The organism is Nostoc sp. CALU 546 (assembly GCF_048836525.1).
Window position 1 is genome coordinate 16,956 of record NZ_JAWJTF010000059.1, and the last position, 16,890, is coordinate 33,845.

14 protein-coding genes and 1 pseudogene are annotated in these 16,890 nt (G+C 36.6%); 10 read left to right on the forward strand and 5 right to left on the reverse strand.

The genetic code is table 11. The annotated features are described in order from the left end of the window. Positions 1 to 58: 58 nt before the first annotated feature. From RRG12_RS25340 to RRG12_RS25360, 5 genes and pseudogenes are all read right to left on the reverse strand, one after another. Positions 59 to 553, reverse strand: coding sequence for an ureidoglycolate lyase (locus tag RRG12_RS25340; protein WP_069073242.1), 495 nt, complete (start codon positions 551 to 553; stop codon positions 59 to 61). A 116-nt stretch (positions 554 to 669) separates the two neighbouring features. Continuing rightward, positions 670 to 1,689 carry an RpoD/SigA family RNA polymerase sigma factor gene (locus tag RRG12_RS25345; protein WP_176727140.1) on the reverse strand — a complete coding sequence of 340 codons (1,020 nt, stop codon included), beginning with the start codon at positions 1,687 to 1,689 and terminating at the stop codon, positions 670 to 672. A 684-nt stretch (positions 1,690 to 2,373) separates the two neighbouring features. Further along, positions 2,374 to 2,520: pseudogene (locus tag RRG12_RS25350) on the reverse strand (DUF3172 domain-containing protein); the annotation flags it as partial. A 12-nt stretch (positions 2,521 to 2,532) separates the two neighbouring features. Beyond that, the gene (locus tag RRG12_RS25355; RefSeq protein ID WP_420761063.1) at positions 2,533 to 2,700 is read right to left on the reverse strand and encodes a hypothetical protein; all 168 of its coding nucleotides are present in this window, start codon (positions 2,698 to 2,700) and stop codon (positions 2,533 to 2,535) included. A 180-nt stretch (positions 2,701 to 2,880) separates the two neighbouring features. Then, positions 2,881 to 3,273 carry a hypothetical protein gene (locus RRG12_RS25360; protein WP_420761064.1) on the reverse strand — a complete coding sequence of 131 codons (393 nt, stop codon included), beginning with the start codon at positions 3,271 to 3,273 and terminating at the stop codon, positions 2,881 to 2,883. Between the two features lie 1,495 nt (positions 3,274 to 4,768). Between RRG12_RS25360 and RRG12_RS25365 the strand changes: the two genes are divergently transcribed. From RRG12_RS25365 to RRG12_RS25410, 10 genes are all read left to right on the forward strand, one after another. After that, on the forward strand, positions 4,769 to 6,973 hold the full coding sequence (locus RRG12_RS25365; protein ID WP_069073240.1) for a GumC family protein: 2,205 nt from the start codon (positions 4,769 to 4,771) through the stop codon (positions 6,971 to 6,973). A 75-nt stretch (positions 6,974 to 7,048) separates the two neighbouring features. After that, complete coding sequence (locus tag RRG12_RS25370) at positions 7,049 to 7,990, forward strand: hypothetical protein (protein ID WP_420761065.1); 942 nt, start codon at positions 7,049 to 7,051, stop codon at positions 7,988 to 7,990. A 56-nt stretch (positions 7,991 to 8,046) separates the two neighbouring features. Beyond that, a complete protein-coding gene (locus RRG12_RS25375; RefSeq protein ID WP_420761066.1) occupies positions 8,047 to 9,000 on the forward strand; it encodes a glycosyltransferase family 2 protein in 954 nt (317 codons plus the stop codon). A gap of 50 nt (positions 9,001 to 9,050) precedes the next feature. Next, on the forward strand, positions 9,051 to 10,373 hold the full coding sequence (locus tag RRG12_RS25380) for a flippase (protein ID WP_420761067.1): 1,323 nt from the start codon (positions 9,051 to 9,053) through the stop codon (positions 10,371 to 10,373). 25 nt (positions 10,374 to 10,398) lie between these two features. Further along, the gene (locus tag RRG12_RS25385) at positions 10,399 to 11,325 is read left to right on the forward strand and encodes a hemolytic protein HlpA-like protein (protein WP_069073236.1); all 927 of its coding nucleotides are present in this window, start codon (positions 10,399 to 10,401) and stop codon (positions 11,323 to 11,325) included. A gap of 28 nt (positions 11,326 to 11,353) precedes the next feature. Continuing rightward, positions 11,354 to 12,583 (forward strand): O-antigen ligase family protein, encoded by a 1,230-nt coding sequence (locus RRG12_RS25390; protein ID WP_084227313.1) that lies wholly within the window; start codon positions 11,354 to 11,356, stop codon positions 12,581 to 12,583. 42 nt (positions 12,584 to 12,625) lie between these two features. Continuing rightward, complete coding sequence (locus tag RRG12_RS25395; protein ID WP_420761068.1) at positions 12,626 to 13,453, forward strand: class I SAM-dependent methyltransferase; 828 nt, start codon at positions 12,626 to 12,628, stop codon at positions 13,451 to 13,453. 66 nt (positions 13,454 to 13,519) lie between these two features. Beyond that, positions 13,520 to 14,791, forward strand: a complete 1,272-nt coding sequence (locus tag RRG12_RS25400) for a glycosyltransferase family 4 protein (protein WP_420761069.1) — start codon at positions 13,520 to 13,522, stop codon at positions 14,789 to 14,791. Between the two features lie 24 nt (positions 14,792 to 14,815). After that, positions 14,816 to 15,832, forward strand: coding sequence for a hypothetical protein (locus RRG12_RS25405; RefSeq protein WP_420761070.1), 1,017 nt, complete (start codon positions 14,816 to 14,818; stop codon positions 15,830 to 15,832). A 133-nt stretch (positions 15,833 to 15,965) separates the two neighbouring features. Beyond that, entirely contained in the window at positions 15,966 to 16,859 is an 894-nt protein-coding gene (locus RRG12_RS25410; protein ID WP_420761071.1) for a glycosyltransferase family 2 protein, read from the forward strand. Positions 16,860 to 16,890: the final 31 nt, after the last annotated feature.

Here is a 16,890-nt window from a genome sequence, read left to right on the forward strand (position 1 = left end):
GAGAATTCATTCTCTGGCGGGTTATGTAGCCCGCAGCGAAGCTATTGCTAGCTTTTACCTAAACCATCTCAAACTCTAATTGATGACTCTTAAAAAAATCATGGGTGAAATGATCCACCATATTTGTATCAGCTAGTTCCAAATTATAAAAATCCACAGCTTCATGGTCAAAATGGGGGCCAGCGTGCCAAGTACCCTCATGTAGCTTGATAAAACAATTCCCCGGAATCCGGAAAGCAGCCATCTCTTCTAATGCTGGTTCATTCACATCATTATGAGGAGGACAAACTGCAATTAACCAATCTTTCCCTTCCAAAGAACCCAGACATTGAGTGCATTGGAGATGGCGAGTAATTTTGTGAAACTTTCGCCCTCTCTTCTCCAACCGCATAATATAAAATCGTGGAATCCCGTTTTGCAGGTTTAACTGGGCATCTTCTCCATCGTAACTTTTGCCATCAAGACTTGCAAAAATTACCTGTCCATAACGCCGAAAGTTTTCAGAAGTCACCCATTCTACCTGCAATTGTTGCACTGTTTTTGGTGTGCTCATATCAAATCTTCGAGAGAGATTAGTTAGGTTTATTTTCCCCCAAAATGACTGAATTTTATCTAGTCACGATGGTGAATTTGTGAGTTTAAATACCTAAACTCTTGTAAGAAATAACCTTAGCTAGCTAGATAACTACGTACTTGTTCCTTTTGGCGTCGGAGGAGACTGAGAGCTTTTTGTTCTATCTGACGCACCCGTTCTCGACTAATACCCATGCGATCGCCAATCTGTGCTAAAGAAAGTTCATAGCCATCAGTAAGACCAAAGCGCAAGGTTAATATTTCTCGCTGCTGGGGAGACAGCTTTGCTAACAAGTCTTGTAAGTCTTGATGCAGAGATTCTTCAACAGCATAGTCTTCGGGAGAAGGGCCATCATCCTCCAGTATGTCCTGCAATTCTGTATCCTGTTGTTCACCAACTCGCGCCTCTAGGGAGAAAGGTTGGCGGGCCAAGTACAAACACTCTCTAACTTGGCTGGGTGTCAAAGATAACGCGCTGGCAATTTCCGCAGTAGTGGGAACGCGGCCCAACTGTTGAGATAATTCTCGCTGCACCCGTTTAATTTTGTTCAGTTTCTCAAAGACGTGGATAGGTAAACGAATTGTCCGTCCTTGTTGAGCGATCGCTCGTGTAATTCCTTGACGAATCCACCAGTAAGCGTAGGTTGAAAACTTATAACCAAGAGCGGGATCAAATTTATCCACCCCTCGCTCTAAACCCAAAGTACCTTCTTGAATTAAATCCATAAATTCCAAGTTGCGGTGCTGGTATTTCTTCGCCACTGCTACCACTAACCGGAGATTAGCCTGAATCATTTTCTGCTTGGCTTGGTGTCCTTGACTTAGCTGTTGCTCTAACACCTCAACACTTGACTCCAACTGATCTGCCCATTCTTGCAGCGTTGGTTCATGATTTAATTTCACAGCCAATTCTTCCTTAGCAGCTAATAAATTCATCATTTGCTGCACCTGTTGGGCAAAAATAACCTCTTGTTCGCGAGTCAACAAATCTACACGCCCGATCTCTTGCAGATAACTACGCACAATATCATCTGTAACTCGAGGCTTTTTATCTGCGGCTAAACTTTTTTTCTTCGTTTTTTGAACTTCGGTAGGTGGAGATGTTAAGTTGCTCATGGTTATTTGCTCCTCTGTAACCTCATCAATTTATTGGTATCAAGTCTAGATATTCAGACCCATAGTCACTTCACACTGCTAATCAATGCAATTGGCAATACTGATGAATTTTGGTCTTATGATACATTACAAGTTAATTGTTGGAGATAATAAACCCAAAATCAACCCACCCTTTAATACTAACATCATCACCAGTCACAAATCAATTACCTAAAGTATTATCAGCATATAACTTGAAGTAATTACACTCCTTTTTTATTGATTTTTGCATATTTTCAAACACGAATTATGTTTAGTCTAATTATCCAATGCATTTACTGGAAAGAATAACAAGCTTACCAAGCAACAATTTCATTACCTAAAAGATAAAAAAATAACAGCAACTCTCCAAATAAATCAGAATTATTAAATAACAAAAATATTATTTATTTAAATACTAATACTCTGGTCATACCTCTTCTATGTAACTCTTATCAAATGTCCATTTTTTACCTCTATTTTTTTACTAGATAATCCAATCATGATGAAGCTGAGTACATATAGGACTCATATTTGATTTGGTGAAAAAACTCAGTACAACTAAGAACCTATTGCCTATTGCCTGTCTACGCAAATTCGTTCAGAAATCAAAGCGGATTCCTATAGCAGACGATTGTTAAACACGAAATAAAGCCCCTCTCCTGCTCAAGCACGCCTTTCTTCAGCAGTTTGGTCAAATACATATAATTCGGGCTTTAAGATCACAAAGACGCAGATATCTGTGACAATTGCACTTGTGTCATACTGCACGCAGACATCTGCATTAGATGCGGTATTATCAATTTGATTACTTTTGGAAACATTTTATAGACTAAAAGTAGTAACAGTGGTCACATTAACACCAAGGATAATACTTGGCAAGATACAAACACCCGCGATCGCCACTAATATCCTGTTGAAGCGAAAAGATTTTTGTTTAGGGGCGGGTAGCTCATTGTCGTACAGCACAACTTGAACAACAAGATTACCCACTCTTGGAGAAGTGGTAATAATCTCAGACTTTTAACCAAGCAACATCTCACAGTTTTCTCGCTTACTCGTTTTCACCTTAAGTTGAGTCCCCAGTCCCTTACCTCTACGAGTGATTCTCCAAATCAAAGACGCTCGTTCGCGTAGCGTGTCGTAGACAAGACTCGCTATCGAATTGCTATATTAAAATTGAGTAACTGTCACCCTAAGACCAGAATCCAGCTTAGGAACCTTGAAATACTCAATTGGCTCAGTACTTTGAGAAGTTTCGGTATTTGCTGGCTTCTGACATTGCTTAAAGAAAGACTCTGGGTTATTGATGAACTCAAGCGGGTTAATCTTTGGGCATCCTCGCTCCTGTACTAGCGAAATTGATTCAGTAGTTTGTTTTGGATTATTAGTCTGTCCGATAAAATTACTCCATGTAGCGTTAATCGTGGCTGGTTCTGTCAATAAAACTCCAGCCTGATTGCGATCGTCTGTTGTCATAGGAACATTCTCTTGGTTAGCATAGGCTTTCTGGGAGAGAGCAAGGGCGCTAATCACAACGACTAAGATAATAGAAGAGGATTTCATAATTCAATCTCTCAACATTTAATGTCAGTTTAATAATTACAATTGGCTAGATACAGAAAGCAACAAATAGCAACCTAGTTTGGGTACTTCAGATTAACACAGGTAGTAAGAAATATGCCTAAACTTCATTAAAAATATAGTGAGATATAAGGTACATTGTCGCGAAAATTTGCCTACCTTTAACAAGAGGCTTAACCCTGATTTTTCACCACATCTGTCAAAGCCTTATAAAACCTAGATTTATGCGTTTTGGATTGTGCCAAAATTATTAACCAAGAAAAAGGCTCAAAAGCCACTCTGGCAAAGATTACGAAATTAGCGATCGCAAAGCTTGTGAGAAATGCGAGTTAAGCCCTTTATCTGCTTAATTGTGATAGTAGCTGGATTTTAGCAGTACTGTAGTAGTCAGATATAGATTAATCCATCCTACTTAGCCGCACTCAATCGGTCAGCGTAAAAATTTGTCGTTGCGATCAAGCAGGAGACAGAAGGGAAAAGGGTTTTAGCCTACTTTATCTTTCTTCACATAGTTTTATTTTACTATGTCAACTTACTTACTAGCCGTTTATCTATCATGCGTGCTACCCTGTAGTTACACGTATAAGACAACATATACACTCTTAGATAAATCTTGGAAGTAGTATTGTGCCTCAATTGCAGAATACAAACAAGATAATTGCAAATTTACGGGCAAGCCAAAAAACCGGGATATAAACCCAAGGACGGGCACTGTGTTGTAGTTTTCACACCTCAAGCCACATCAAAAAAGTTTTTCACCAGTCTGGGTCAATTAAACTGTTCGCGAATCATTAAATTTTCGATACTAAAATCACACAATTTTATTCTTGCCAATCCCATATCATTTCCCAGATTGGCCGTTATTCAGAGCAACAATTAATTGTTGCTGAAAGCTTTGAAGCCATTTACGTAAATATCCATATAGTCTTTCTAAATGTCTCTTTCCACTACATAAAGCTGATCTCTAAAGTGGTTTCACTGCTTCTCTAGTGACACAATTGTTATATCGCTTACCCTAAAAGAATTAACTCCCCTTGTCTTTTCAAAATCAGTAAACCGATAGCGAATATACCAGCTTCTTGTATGAATTTTTTGTAAAGTTATCAAATTCAGTGTTCTTACATAATATGATGTTGAGTGTTAGATTACTAATCAATACTTGCATCAGTAACAACATAAAACTAAGTTAACCAAAATTAATCAAAATGATGAAAAGCCACTAAATCAGGGAAAAAGTTGTGAGTTATCCTGTTTTTGATGTCAGGAGAATATCAAAAAATCTAAGTCAAAATTGAGACTGCTAAAAGTATTAGTTGACTTCAGATATTGAACAACCTTAGTAAAAAAAGCATTAGGTGAGAATCAACGCAAATATTACCATCGCAAAGTAGACTACAGTCCTACTACCAGTACAATACTGAGAAAAATTTCCTGCAAGTAAATAGTCAGTTTTTTATAAAAAAAGTTTGTATATATTATGACAATGGAATCTTTACCCAACTTTGAAGAAGTAAATATTCAAAAATACTTAGAAGTTATTCAACGGCGTTGGTTACCTCTAGTCGGAATTTTTAGCATAGCTGTTACCCTTGGATGCTTGTATGCATTTTCCCTAAAACCCTCATACAAAGCAGAAGGAAGCTTGATGATTAAAACAAATCGATCTTCCTCACTCACAGGGTTACCACAAGACATAGGACGCCTGGAGGCTTTGAACGTAAATGACAATCCCCTAGAAACTCAGGTGAGAGTTATTGGATCAAATCCAGTGATTGAGAAAACAATTAATTCTCTCAAGCTCAAAGATAGTCAAGGCAAACCGCTGTCGATTCCCGACCTGGCAAAACAACTAAAAATAGAAGGAATCAAAGGTACTGATGTTGTACAACTTTCTTATAAAGGCGGCGACCCAGAACTAGCTGCCAAAATCGTCAATGAAGTTATCGACAGTTATATCGACCTAAATATCAAGGCTAATCAGAATGAAGCACTGACAGCCAAACAAGTTCTCGTAACGGAAGTACCCAAAGCTGAGGAAATTGTCAGAAGAGCCGAATCAAAACTGCGACTATTTAAAGAAACAAATAAAATTGTTGTCCTAGAACAAGAAGCAACCGCAGCAGTCGATACGATTTCCAAGTTAGGAAACCAAATTTCTCAAGCTTTAGCTCAACTAGATGATGTCAAAGGTCGTTTAGAACAGTTACGCAGTGAAGCTCAAGTAGATTCACAGCAAGGTGTAATCGCATCTGACTTGAGTCAAGCACCTGGGGTTCAAAAAGTGCTTATTCAACTTCAAGAAACAGAAAGTCAACTAGCACTAGAGCGGACTCGTTTTGAACCTGAACACCCTACCATCACTAACTTAGAAGAAAAGGTTACAGCTCTTAAAAGCTTGCTAAAAGAGCGGGTAGGACAAGTAGCGGGTACAGCACAGATAACAGAGGGAAGTTTACAGGTTGGACAACTCCGGCAAAGCCTAATTGCAGATATTACTCGTGCTCAGGCAGAACGGGTTGGTCTAGAAAGACAAATTGGCACACTCTTGCGACAGCAAGATGCCTACATCAAACGAGCAAATAATTTGCCAAGGCTAGAACAAAGCCAACGAGAGCTAGAACGGAAACTGCAAGCGGCTCAAACGACTTACGAAACACTCTTAAAGAAACGCCAAGAAATTGATGTTGCACAGAATCAAAAGATTCCTAATGCTCGTGTGATTTCCTATGCCTTAATTCCCGATAAAGCAGAAGGGCCTCGCAAAATCTTATTTATTGTTGGTGGAGGAGGAATTGGTCTTTTCTTAGGTATCATTATCGCCTTTGGTTTAGACTTAATAGACCGCTCGGTGAAGACCGTCAAAGAAGCTAAAGAAGTCTTGAGATACAGTGTTTTAGGTGTAATTCCTACACAAGGTAGAAATGGTAAAGAGTCTTCTTCTATAGCAGGACTCGATAGAGCTATTCCCAAAATTATTGGCAGAGATATTCCTTACTTCCCTGTTGGTAATGCATACCAAATACTACAAGTTAACTTGAAGTTTCTCTGTTCTGATAAACCGCTTAAAAGCATTGTAATTACAAGTTCCGTTGCCAAAGAAGGAAAGTCTGACGTATCTGCAAATCTAGCTGTGACTATGGCTCAGGCAGGGCGTCGGGTGTTATTGGTGGATGCAGATATGCGTCATCCCATACAGCATCATATCTGGGGGCTACCAAATGCAATGGGACTAAGTAATGTAATTATTGGACAAGCCTCTTTAGATACAGTTGTACAAGAAGTTATGCCTAATCTTGAGGTTCTTACTTCTGGAGTTTTACCTCCCAATCCAGTGGCAATGCTAGATTCTCAACGCATGGCAACATTAATTAGCAGCTTTGGGAGAGATTATGATTTAGTGATTTTTGATACTCCTCCTCTGTCAGGAATAGCTGATGCTGCTGTTCTAAGTACACTCACTGACGGTATCTTATTAGTCGTTCGTCCTGGAGTAGTTGACCTGAACAGTGCGAATGCAGCTAAAGAGTTTTTAACTCAGTCAGGTCAGAAGGTATTAGGGATAGTTATCAATGGTGTGAATACTAAAAATGAACCTAATAATTATTTTTATGACAACAAAAAACGACAAATTGAACAAGATTTAGTATCTAGCAGCCTAACAAAATTTTCCAAAGAGCGTTAAGTTCTTCGATAAATTCCGAAAGCGAATCTGACTACAACCATCTAAACCAAATTTTTTGACTGTAGGACTAAATTAATGACGTTAAGTAAAAATCTCAAGCAATTCGTAAAATCAAATACTCCATTAGCTAAATGGAAAGGCTCTATTTACACAAAGGCAATAATTCTCAAAAATCATGTAAAAAACTACGATATATATCAGCAAATTTTATCTCCTCAACAGAGTAATGAATTAGTTACCAATCTTATTAAAGATAGTAAACCTTTTATGATTTCTCGCTTTGGTAGCACAGAAGCTTATTGTGTGCATGAATATCTGAAAGGAGGCTACAAGGGATCTATATTTGAGTCAATATCTAATGATTCTGGATTTTTCCCAGCAGATAAAAAACATCTAGATCGATTTAGTCAACTTTTTCTAGAATCGTCAAAATCTATAGATGTTTTAGGAGTATGGTTTCAAACTGGAGAGCCAGAAATTATCAGAAATTCGTGCCCAAACGCTTCTTTTGTAGAATTAAATACGCTTGAACCTTATTATCACAACGACCCTTGGAGCAAGAATCTTGAGGGAAAAAAGGTTTTAGTGATTCATCCTTTTGCAGAAACAATTTCATCGCAATATAAAAACCATAGGAAGTTACTTTTTGAAAACCAACATATTCTGCCTGAATTTGAATTAATTACCTTCAAAGCCGTACAGTCTCTAGCGGGAACTCAAACCCAGTTTAATACTTGGTTCGATGCTTATGATTGGATGTGTAACAAGATTAAAGAGCAAGATTTTGACATAGCTATTATCGGATGTGGTGCTTATGGACTTCCATTAGCTGCTTACATTAAATCTCTTGGTAAACAGGCTCTCCACCTTGGAGGAGCAACTCAAATTCTTTTTGGAATTAAAGGCAACCGTTGGGATAAAATTCCATTTTTTCAGTCTCTTTATAATGAATCCTGGGTTAGGTGTAGACCTGATGATGTCCCTACAAGTCCCTCAAAATATCCGGCCTATTGGTAATTATCGGTTACCAAAAATATTTCCGTCTTATTTTGTTATCTATTGAGGCATTTTGTATGGATAAAAATAAAATCAAAACATCTTGTTTAATTAATAATTACAATTACGCCGAATTTCTCTCAGAGGCGGTTGATAGTGCTTTAAATCAAACAGTTAAATTTGATGAGATTATTATTGTTGATGACGCATCCACAGATAATTCGGTAGAAGTAATCACGAAATTTACTCAAGTAACTAATGTTAAATCTATCTTGAAAGAAAAAAATCAAGGACAACTATCATCATTCAACGAAGGTTTTTTAGCTGCAACTGGAGACATTATATTTTTTTTAGATGCCGATGATATTTATGAACCTCAATATTTAGAAACTGCATTAAATTTTTATAAGAGACGTAGTGAATGTGATTTTGTTTTTTGTGCGTATAACAAATTTGGGGCAGTAGAAGAAACATTTCAAGCTGATGCTGTCGATTTAGATTTGGGTTATTCAGTAATCAGAACTTTATATAGTGGTGAATGGATTGGCTCCATAACTTCAACATTATCAATCCGTAGAGAAATAATTAGAAAATTTTTGCCTATTCCAAATGTAGAAGATTGGCGTGTAAGGGCTGATGACTGTCTGGTATGGGGAGCATCTTTAGTAGGAGCTAAAAAGTTTTATATATCTAAACCTTTAGTGATGTATAGAATACATAAAAATAACCAGTATCATAACAAGAAATTTTTAGACATAGATAACAACTACGAATACAAGAGATTCTGGAAACGCAATTCCTTATTTAATTACATTCTGCAAAAAAATAATTTGAGTTTACCATTATTATTGGCTTTCACATCTTTAAATGAGTTAAAAACAATACCATGTCCAAAATATCAAGATTTTATTTCATATTTAAAAATAATATTTTTGTTTGAGCATAACTTATTTTGGAAAACAAAGGGCATTGTTTTCTTATGTAGCTATTTTTTGAAAACTTTTATGACTGGGAAATTAAAAGTATTGTAGGCGATATTGATAGGGATATGAGAACTTTACATGATTAATTCATAAAAATAATGTTAAGTAAACTAAAAATTAAAAACTTATCAAAATTTAAATCTCGTTCTGGACTGCGTGCAATTATTGCCAATACAAGTTGGTTGTTTGCTGACCGTATTCTACGTATGGGTGCAAGCTTAGTCGTAGGAGTATGGATAGCACGCTACTTAGGAGTACAGCAGTATGGTGTCTTTAACTATGCTTTAGCTTTTGTTACCTTATTTAGCCCAATTTTCACTCTAGGACTAGACGACGTAGTAGTTCGCCATCTTGTGCGTCAATCATCAAACAAAGAGGAAATTTTAGGAACCACTTTTTGGCTAAAGTTGGTGGGTGGAATTGCTTCTGTCTTATTGGCAGTTAGCACTATGCTTTTCTTAGGCGAGCAGGAAACACTGAAGATATGGCTAGTTGCAATTTTAGCAATGGCAGGAATTTTTAGGGCGGCTGATACTATTGAACTGTGGTTTCAATCACAGGTGCAGTCAAAATACACTGTGATTGCTAAGAACACAGCGTTTCTGCTAAATAGTGCCATCAAAATCGCACTAATTTTAACAAAAGCACCATTGTTAGCTTTTGCTTGGGTAACATTAGCAGAATTTGCGATGAGTGCAATTGGCTTGCTGATTGTTTACCAAGTTAAAGGGTCTTCGTTGTGGTTATGGCGTTGGAGTTTTTCTGCTGCCAAAACTCTTCTGAAAGAGAGTTTACCTCTAATTTTTTCGGGGTTCGCTATCCTGATTTTTATGAAAATAGATCAGGTGATGTTAGGCCAAATGATCGGAAATAGCGAGGTTGGAGTTTATACTGCTGCTGTCAGGGTTTCTGAAATTTGGTATTTTATTCCGGGGGCTATTGTTTCTTCTGTTGCTCCTGCAATTTACGCAGCTAAGGAAAAATCTGAAAGTCTTTACTATCAGCGAATCGGACAATTACTAAGTCTAATGACATGTATATCTTTGGCAATTGCGCTTCCAATGTCATTTCTATCTGACAAGATAATTATGGTGATGTTTGGAAGTGGATATGCAGAAGCAGGAGCAATATTAGCAGTTCATATTTGGACTTCTTTGTTTGTATTTATGGGTCTTGCAACATCACCTTGGTTTATTGCTGAAGGTTTGAACCACGTTTCTTTAGGTAAGACTTTGTTTGGAGCAATCCTAAACATTATTCTGAATTTATTCCTGATTCCTAAGTATGCAGGACTTGGGGCTGCGATCGCAACAATCATATCTCAAGCTGCTGCTGCTTTTGTGTGCAACGCATTTGATCCAAGAACACAGAAAATATTTAAAATTCAGGTGCGATCGCTTATTCCTTTTTACAAATATTGATCATTATTATTTAACCTTGATTATGATGGAAACACCAGTAACTTTTATTGTTTTTAAGCGCCCACAAACAACAGAGAAAGTTTTTGAAGCTATTCGCCAAGCCAAACCAACAAAACTTTTTGTAATTGCAGATGGCCCACGCACTGACCGTGAAGATGAGGCAGAAAAGTGTGAAGCAACTAGGGCAATTATTGAGAGAGTTGATTGGGACTGCGAAGTTATCAAAAATTATTCTGATGTCAACTTAGGTTGTGCAAAACGAGTCTCTAGTGGTTTAGATTGGGTATTTAATAATGTTGAAGAAACAATTATTTTAGAAGATGATTGTATCCCTCACCCAACATTTTTCAGATTTAGTGAAGAACTACTAGAAAAATATAGAAACGATACCAGAATTGCCACCATCTCTGCTCAAAATCTTCAATTTGGACGAAAACGCACAAATTATAGTTACTATCTATCTCGTTACAACCATTGTTGGGGCTGGGCAAGTTGGAGACGTGCTTGGCAACATTATGATTTGACGATCAAACTCTGGAAAGAGGTGCAAGCAGAAAACCTTTTACATGATATTCTTGTAGACCCAAAAGCAGTAAGTTATTGGCGACGAATATTTCAGTCTGTTTATAACAATCCTACAGGTATAACCTGGGATTACCAATGGACATTTGCTTGCTGGATACAGGGTAGCTTAAGCGTTATTCCCAACGTCAATTTAATCTCTAATGTTGGTGTTGGTGCAGACGCGACTCATTTCACTTCCAATCAAGAATTTTCATTCATTAATATGTCCATGCAAGCGATGGAATTTCCCTTAAAACATCCACCATTTATTGTGCGGAATATAGAGGCAGATAACTTTACGCAGAAAACAGTTTATAAAGCAACTGCATTGGATATTTTTAAAGAGGAAGTAAAGAAAAGATTGAATTACTCAGCCATAAAAAAATAGTGATATATTTAGTAAATTAAGAAATTAAATGTCAGCGATGAAGGTAAAATTAACAGAAAAAATACTAACTATTTTGCTATTACTCATTGCTGTAGGTGCATTAACAATACATCCTGCACAAGAAGTCTCTATGTCTACCCTCGGAGGCGATAAGGTAGATACTTTGTTCAATATAGTTTCATATTTAATTCTATTTTATTTTTTTCTTTTATACTGGAAAGGTTTTATTTATGTAATTACCAAAAGTCCCTTACAGTTTTTTTTGCTAGCGATCGTTCTATTTTCTGTATTGTGGTCAGAAGATATAAATTCTAGTCTTAATTATATAAAAGGTCTAATCAGAATATATTTTATTGCCATCTATTTGGCAATGCGTTATCCGCTTAGGGAACAAATGAGGCTAATAGCTTGGGCGCTTGGTGCAGCTACATTATTATCTATGATATTCTCTGCATTCGTACCAGGTTATATTCACACAGCACCAGAATTATTAGATATGTGGAGCGGAATTTATGGTCATAAAAATGAATTAGGATACATGATGAATTGGAGTGCAGGAGTTTTTTTGCATCTTGCCCTTAGTAGTAATCGATATCGATGGTTGATGTGGGCAATATGTGGGGTATCTGTATGTCTAATTATCCTGACGCGTTCCACAACGTCTTTAGCTATCTTATTGACAATGATATTACTTTTACCTTTCTATCAATCATTTAAAAAAACTAATTATAAACTACAAGTTATTATGATTACTACAGCTTTAATGTTACTGATTATTGTTTCAATGTTACTAATCAATAATGCGGAAACTGTAGTTGGTACTTCTGGCAAAGACCTTACCTTAAATGGACGCTCTGATCTTTGGGAATTAGTGATAGCTAAGGTTTTGGAAAGACCTTGGCTAGGTTATGGATATTCGGCATTTTGGACTAGTAATGCTGCATCTAATCTGAGAGCTACTTACGATTGGGCCAGTAATGCTCATAATGGCTTTTTAGAACTATTGTTAGAATTAGGATTTTTAGGTTTCTTGACTTTTGCAGCAGGATTTATCCGGTTCTTTGTAATGGCACTGACTCGAATCGTTTCAGTGGCAAAAAAACCAGAAGATTATTGGCCAATGCAGATGCTAGTTATTATCGTCATAGTGAATTTCTCAGAAGCAAGGTTATTAATTCCTGGTTGGAATTGGTTAATGTATGTCACCACTTCTCTATCTCTGACTCTTAGTTCCCAGCGCGCACCAATATATAAATAGGTAAGTAATTTACATACTTGCATAATTAAAAGGAGAGAAAACATGAAAAAGTTAAATTTTGGATGTGGGCACAGATTTTCTTCTGAATGGATAAATATAGATTTTAATTCTGAGCATCCTGACGTAATTGCTCATAACTTACTGCAACCACTTCCATACCCTAAAGATTATTTTGATGTAATTTATAGCAGTCATGTTCTAGAGCATTTCTCTAAGGAAACGGGAGAAATGTTGGTGAAAGAATGCTACAGAGTTCTAAAACCTCAAGGCATTTTACGCATTGTTGTTCCTGACTTAGAGCGAACATGCCGTGAATATTTAAGAATTATCGACAGTATTGAACATGAAGAATCAAGGAAACAATATGAATGGATTATTATTGAGTTAATTGACCAATTGGTTAGAACAGAACATGGCGGTTTGATGAAAACTTATTGGCGACAAGTGCTTGAAAATAATGATGAATCATCCATCAAGTATGTAGAAGAAAGAACAGGTGTGAATATCAAAGAAGAGGTAGCAATAACTAATACCAACTCTTTATTACAAAAGGTTTTTAGTATCAACCACAATAAACTCAGAAACAAATTTAAATACCTTTATATTGACATGGTAAAAAGGTTAATACCACGGTATGTCCGCAAGTCTATGATCGATGAAACTTCTCTTGGTGAAAAACATAAGTGGATGTATGATAGCCATAGCATGAAAACGCTCTTTCAAAGAGTTGGTTTTTCGGATATTAAACTTTTAGATGCCCATACAAGTGATATTCCCAACTTTAGTAATGAAGTCTTAGATATAAATGCTGATGGGACAGTATATCTACCAGGATCTTTATATTGTGAGGGCATCAAGCCAAACAAATAATACTGATTTTATGGGATAAAGAATCAGTGTTATCAACCATGTTTTTTAAAGTTAAATAGTACTCATATGAACGTCTTGCTCCTTAGTACCCAGGATGTGGCTGGTGGTGCGGCTCGTGCCGCATACCGTTTGCACAAAGGGTTACAAGATATTGACTTACAATCACAAATGCTGGTGCAAGAAAAATCTACTGATGATAAAACAGTAATTGCGCCTAAGATGAGATTATTTCAAGGTATCGCCAAAGCAAAGTTGACATTTGAAACTTTGCCTTTAAAGCTTTATTCTCAAAAGCAAAATACTCCGTTTTTTATTCAATGGTTGCCAGATAGAGTAGTTTCTCAAGTTGCTCAGATTAATCCAGATATAATCAATTTGCATTGGATTAGCGCAGCTTTTATGCAAATTGAAACTCTTGCGAAACTAAAGCGCCCTTTGGTCTGGACAATTCATGATATGTGGGCATTTACTGGGGGATGCGGCTATGCTGGAGATTGCGATCGCTACCAAATATCCTGTGGAGCCTGTCCTCAACTCAACAGCAAAAAGGATTCTGACTTATCCCACTGGGTATGGCAACGTAAAGCCAAAGCTTTGAAAAATTTAAATCTGACTATTGTTTCACCAGGTTCTTGGTTAGCCGAATGTGCCAAGTCTAGTTCTCTGTTTAAGAACTTGCGAATTGAAGTCATTCCGAATGGACTGGATACTCAAAAGTATAAACCTGTTCATCAAGGTTCAGCACGGGAATTACTCAATTTACCTCTGGATAAACAACTTATTCTATTTGGAGCATTAGATGCAACTAATGACCATAGAAAAGGTTTTCATTACCTGCAACCAGCACTACAAGAGTTAAGCAAATCTGGCTGGAAAGATAAGTTGGAGATTGTTGTTTTCGGTGCATCTCAACCCGAAAATCCACCTGATTTAGGCTTCACAACCCACTATTTGGGACACTTACACGATGATATATCTCTAGCAACTGTTTACTCAGCAGCAGATGTGATGCTTGTACCGTCTCTGCAAGAATCTTTTGGACAGACAGCTTCAGAATCCCTCGCTTGTGGTACTCCAGTTGTGGCGTTTAATTCTACTGGCTTAAAAGATATTGTTGATCATCAGCAGAACGGCTATTTGGCTAAACCTTATGAAGTTGAGGATTTTGCCAAAGGGATTACCTGGGTACTTGAAAATGAACAGAGGTTGCAAAAACTATCATTTTATGCGCGTGAAAAAGTTGAACAAGAATTCACTCTAGAACTTCAAGCACGTCGTTATTCAGCTTTGTTTCAGGAAATATTGATGATCGCAAAGAAATCTTCATTTAGTAACTAATTTAGTAAATCAATACTTCATAATATGTCAATACCTATAGCTTTTATAATTTGTACAGAACCTGGCCGTTTAGAAGGTCAATCTTTGATGCTTGCAGAAAGTATTCGTAAATTCTGCGGCGACTTGAAAAATACACCTATATATAGCTTTCATCCCAGAGTAGGTGAACCGATATTAAAACAAACTCAACAAGCATTTGAAGCGTTACAGGTTATCCATCAACAAATTCCGATCAATCAAGAATTTCATGAATACTATTTAGCTAATAAACCTCTAGTTTGTGCCTATGCAGAACAAAATATCGATGCAGAAATATTAGTTTTTTTAGACAGTGATAAATGCTTTTTTTCGGAACCAAAAGAATTTTTGTTGCCAGTAAACTGTAATGTACGAATGCGTCCTGAGTATGGTCAAGGAATTGGTTCTACAGGTCTACAAGACCCTCAAGAATGGTATTGGCAAAAACTATATGAAGTGCTGGGAGTAAAACGTGAGGTATTTGTTGACACACCAATTGGTAATAAGAGAATCAGAGGCTATTGGAATTCTGGTTTGGTCGCTGTGAGAAGGAGTGCAGGTATATTTACAACTTGGAAAGAGAATTTTGAAAAAGTAATGCGCCTGGATATTACTCCTCCCCAGGGTATTTATTTTGTTGAGCAGTCTGTTTTGTCTGTAACTTTATGTGCGTTGGAAGAAAACGTCGAACATTTTCCTTCTAATTATAGTTATCCATTACCTTTACATAACCGTTTATCAAAAGAACTACAAATTAAACATTGGGATGATACTATATCCATTCATTACTTCAACTTATTTTTCTATAACGATTGGAATGCACAAATTAAAAAATTGAAAAAAATCAATATCAATTCAGATAAATATCGATGGTTATGTCAAGAGGTTGTCAGACTTAATATGCCTCGCGTTTCAGTTTGGCATCGATATATGTTGCTAGTCAGAAGAATGGAACAAAAACTAAAAAACTTTAATTTAGATATTAATTTCAGTGGATGGCTAGAAAAGATGGTTAAATTTTAAACTTACATAAAAATATACAGAAACTCAAAATTTGATGTTTGGATTATGAAGGTAGATTTGTAAAAGTTGCATAAAAGTGCATTATTTTCCTGACTGTTTTTATAGATAGTAGTTATTATATGAGGTAAATGAAATGAAGCAAGCAAATTTAGCTGTAATTATGACATGTTATAACAGGCGGAATACAACTCTTGCCTGTCTAAATGCTTTGTATCAGCAAAACAATCATTGTGATGTTTATTTAACTGATGATGGTAGTTCTGATGGGACTACAGAGGCTATCAAAGCAGAATACCCAGAGGTAAAAATACTTCAGGGTAATGGCAATTTATTTTGGGTGGGAGGAATGCATCTCGCCTTTGGTGAGGCGATAAAACATCAATATGATTATTATCTGTGGTTAAATGATGACACATTTCTGGAAGCCAATGCTGTGAGTAAACTATTGCAGGTTCATCAAAATTTGACAGAACTTGGTTATCCAGACTCAATTGTAGTTGGTTCAACTAGAGACTCAATGACAGGAAAAGCAACCTATGGAGGAGCAGTAAAATCTAAAAAGTGGTATTCCAACAAGTTTGAATTTTTAGAACCAAGTTCTGTTATCCAACAATGCGATGCTATGTATGGTAACTGCGTGCTAATTCCTAAAAGTGTTGCCGCAAAAGTTGGCAATATTGATACAGCCTTTATTCACAGTTTAGGAGATTTAGATTATGCCCTGAGAGCGCGTAAAATGGGTTGTAAAATATGGGTAGCTCCTGGATATATTGGTACTTGTAATAAAAATTCTATCCGCAATAGCTGGGTAGATACCAATTTAAATATATTAGAACGCTTGAAAAAGGTACTGCAAATTAAAGGATTTCCATTGAAATCATGGACTATATTTTGTAGCAGACACTCTGGGCCATTTTGGATATTTTATTGGTTCTTACCTTATATCAGAGCAATTATTGGTTACAAGGATTTGGCGATTTCTCCCACATTTGCTGAGGACATCAATCAAACTAACTCAGAAGTTTGATACTCGCACGAGATTCATGAGTCAATAGTAT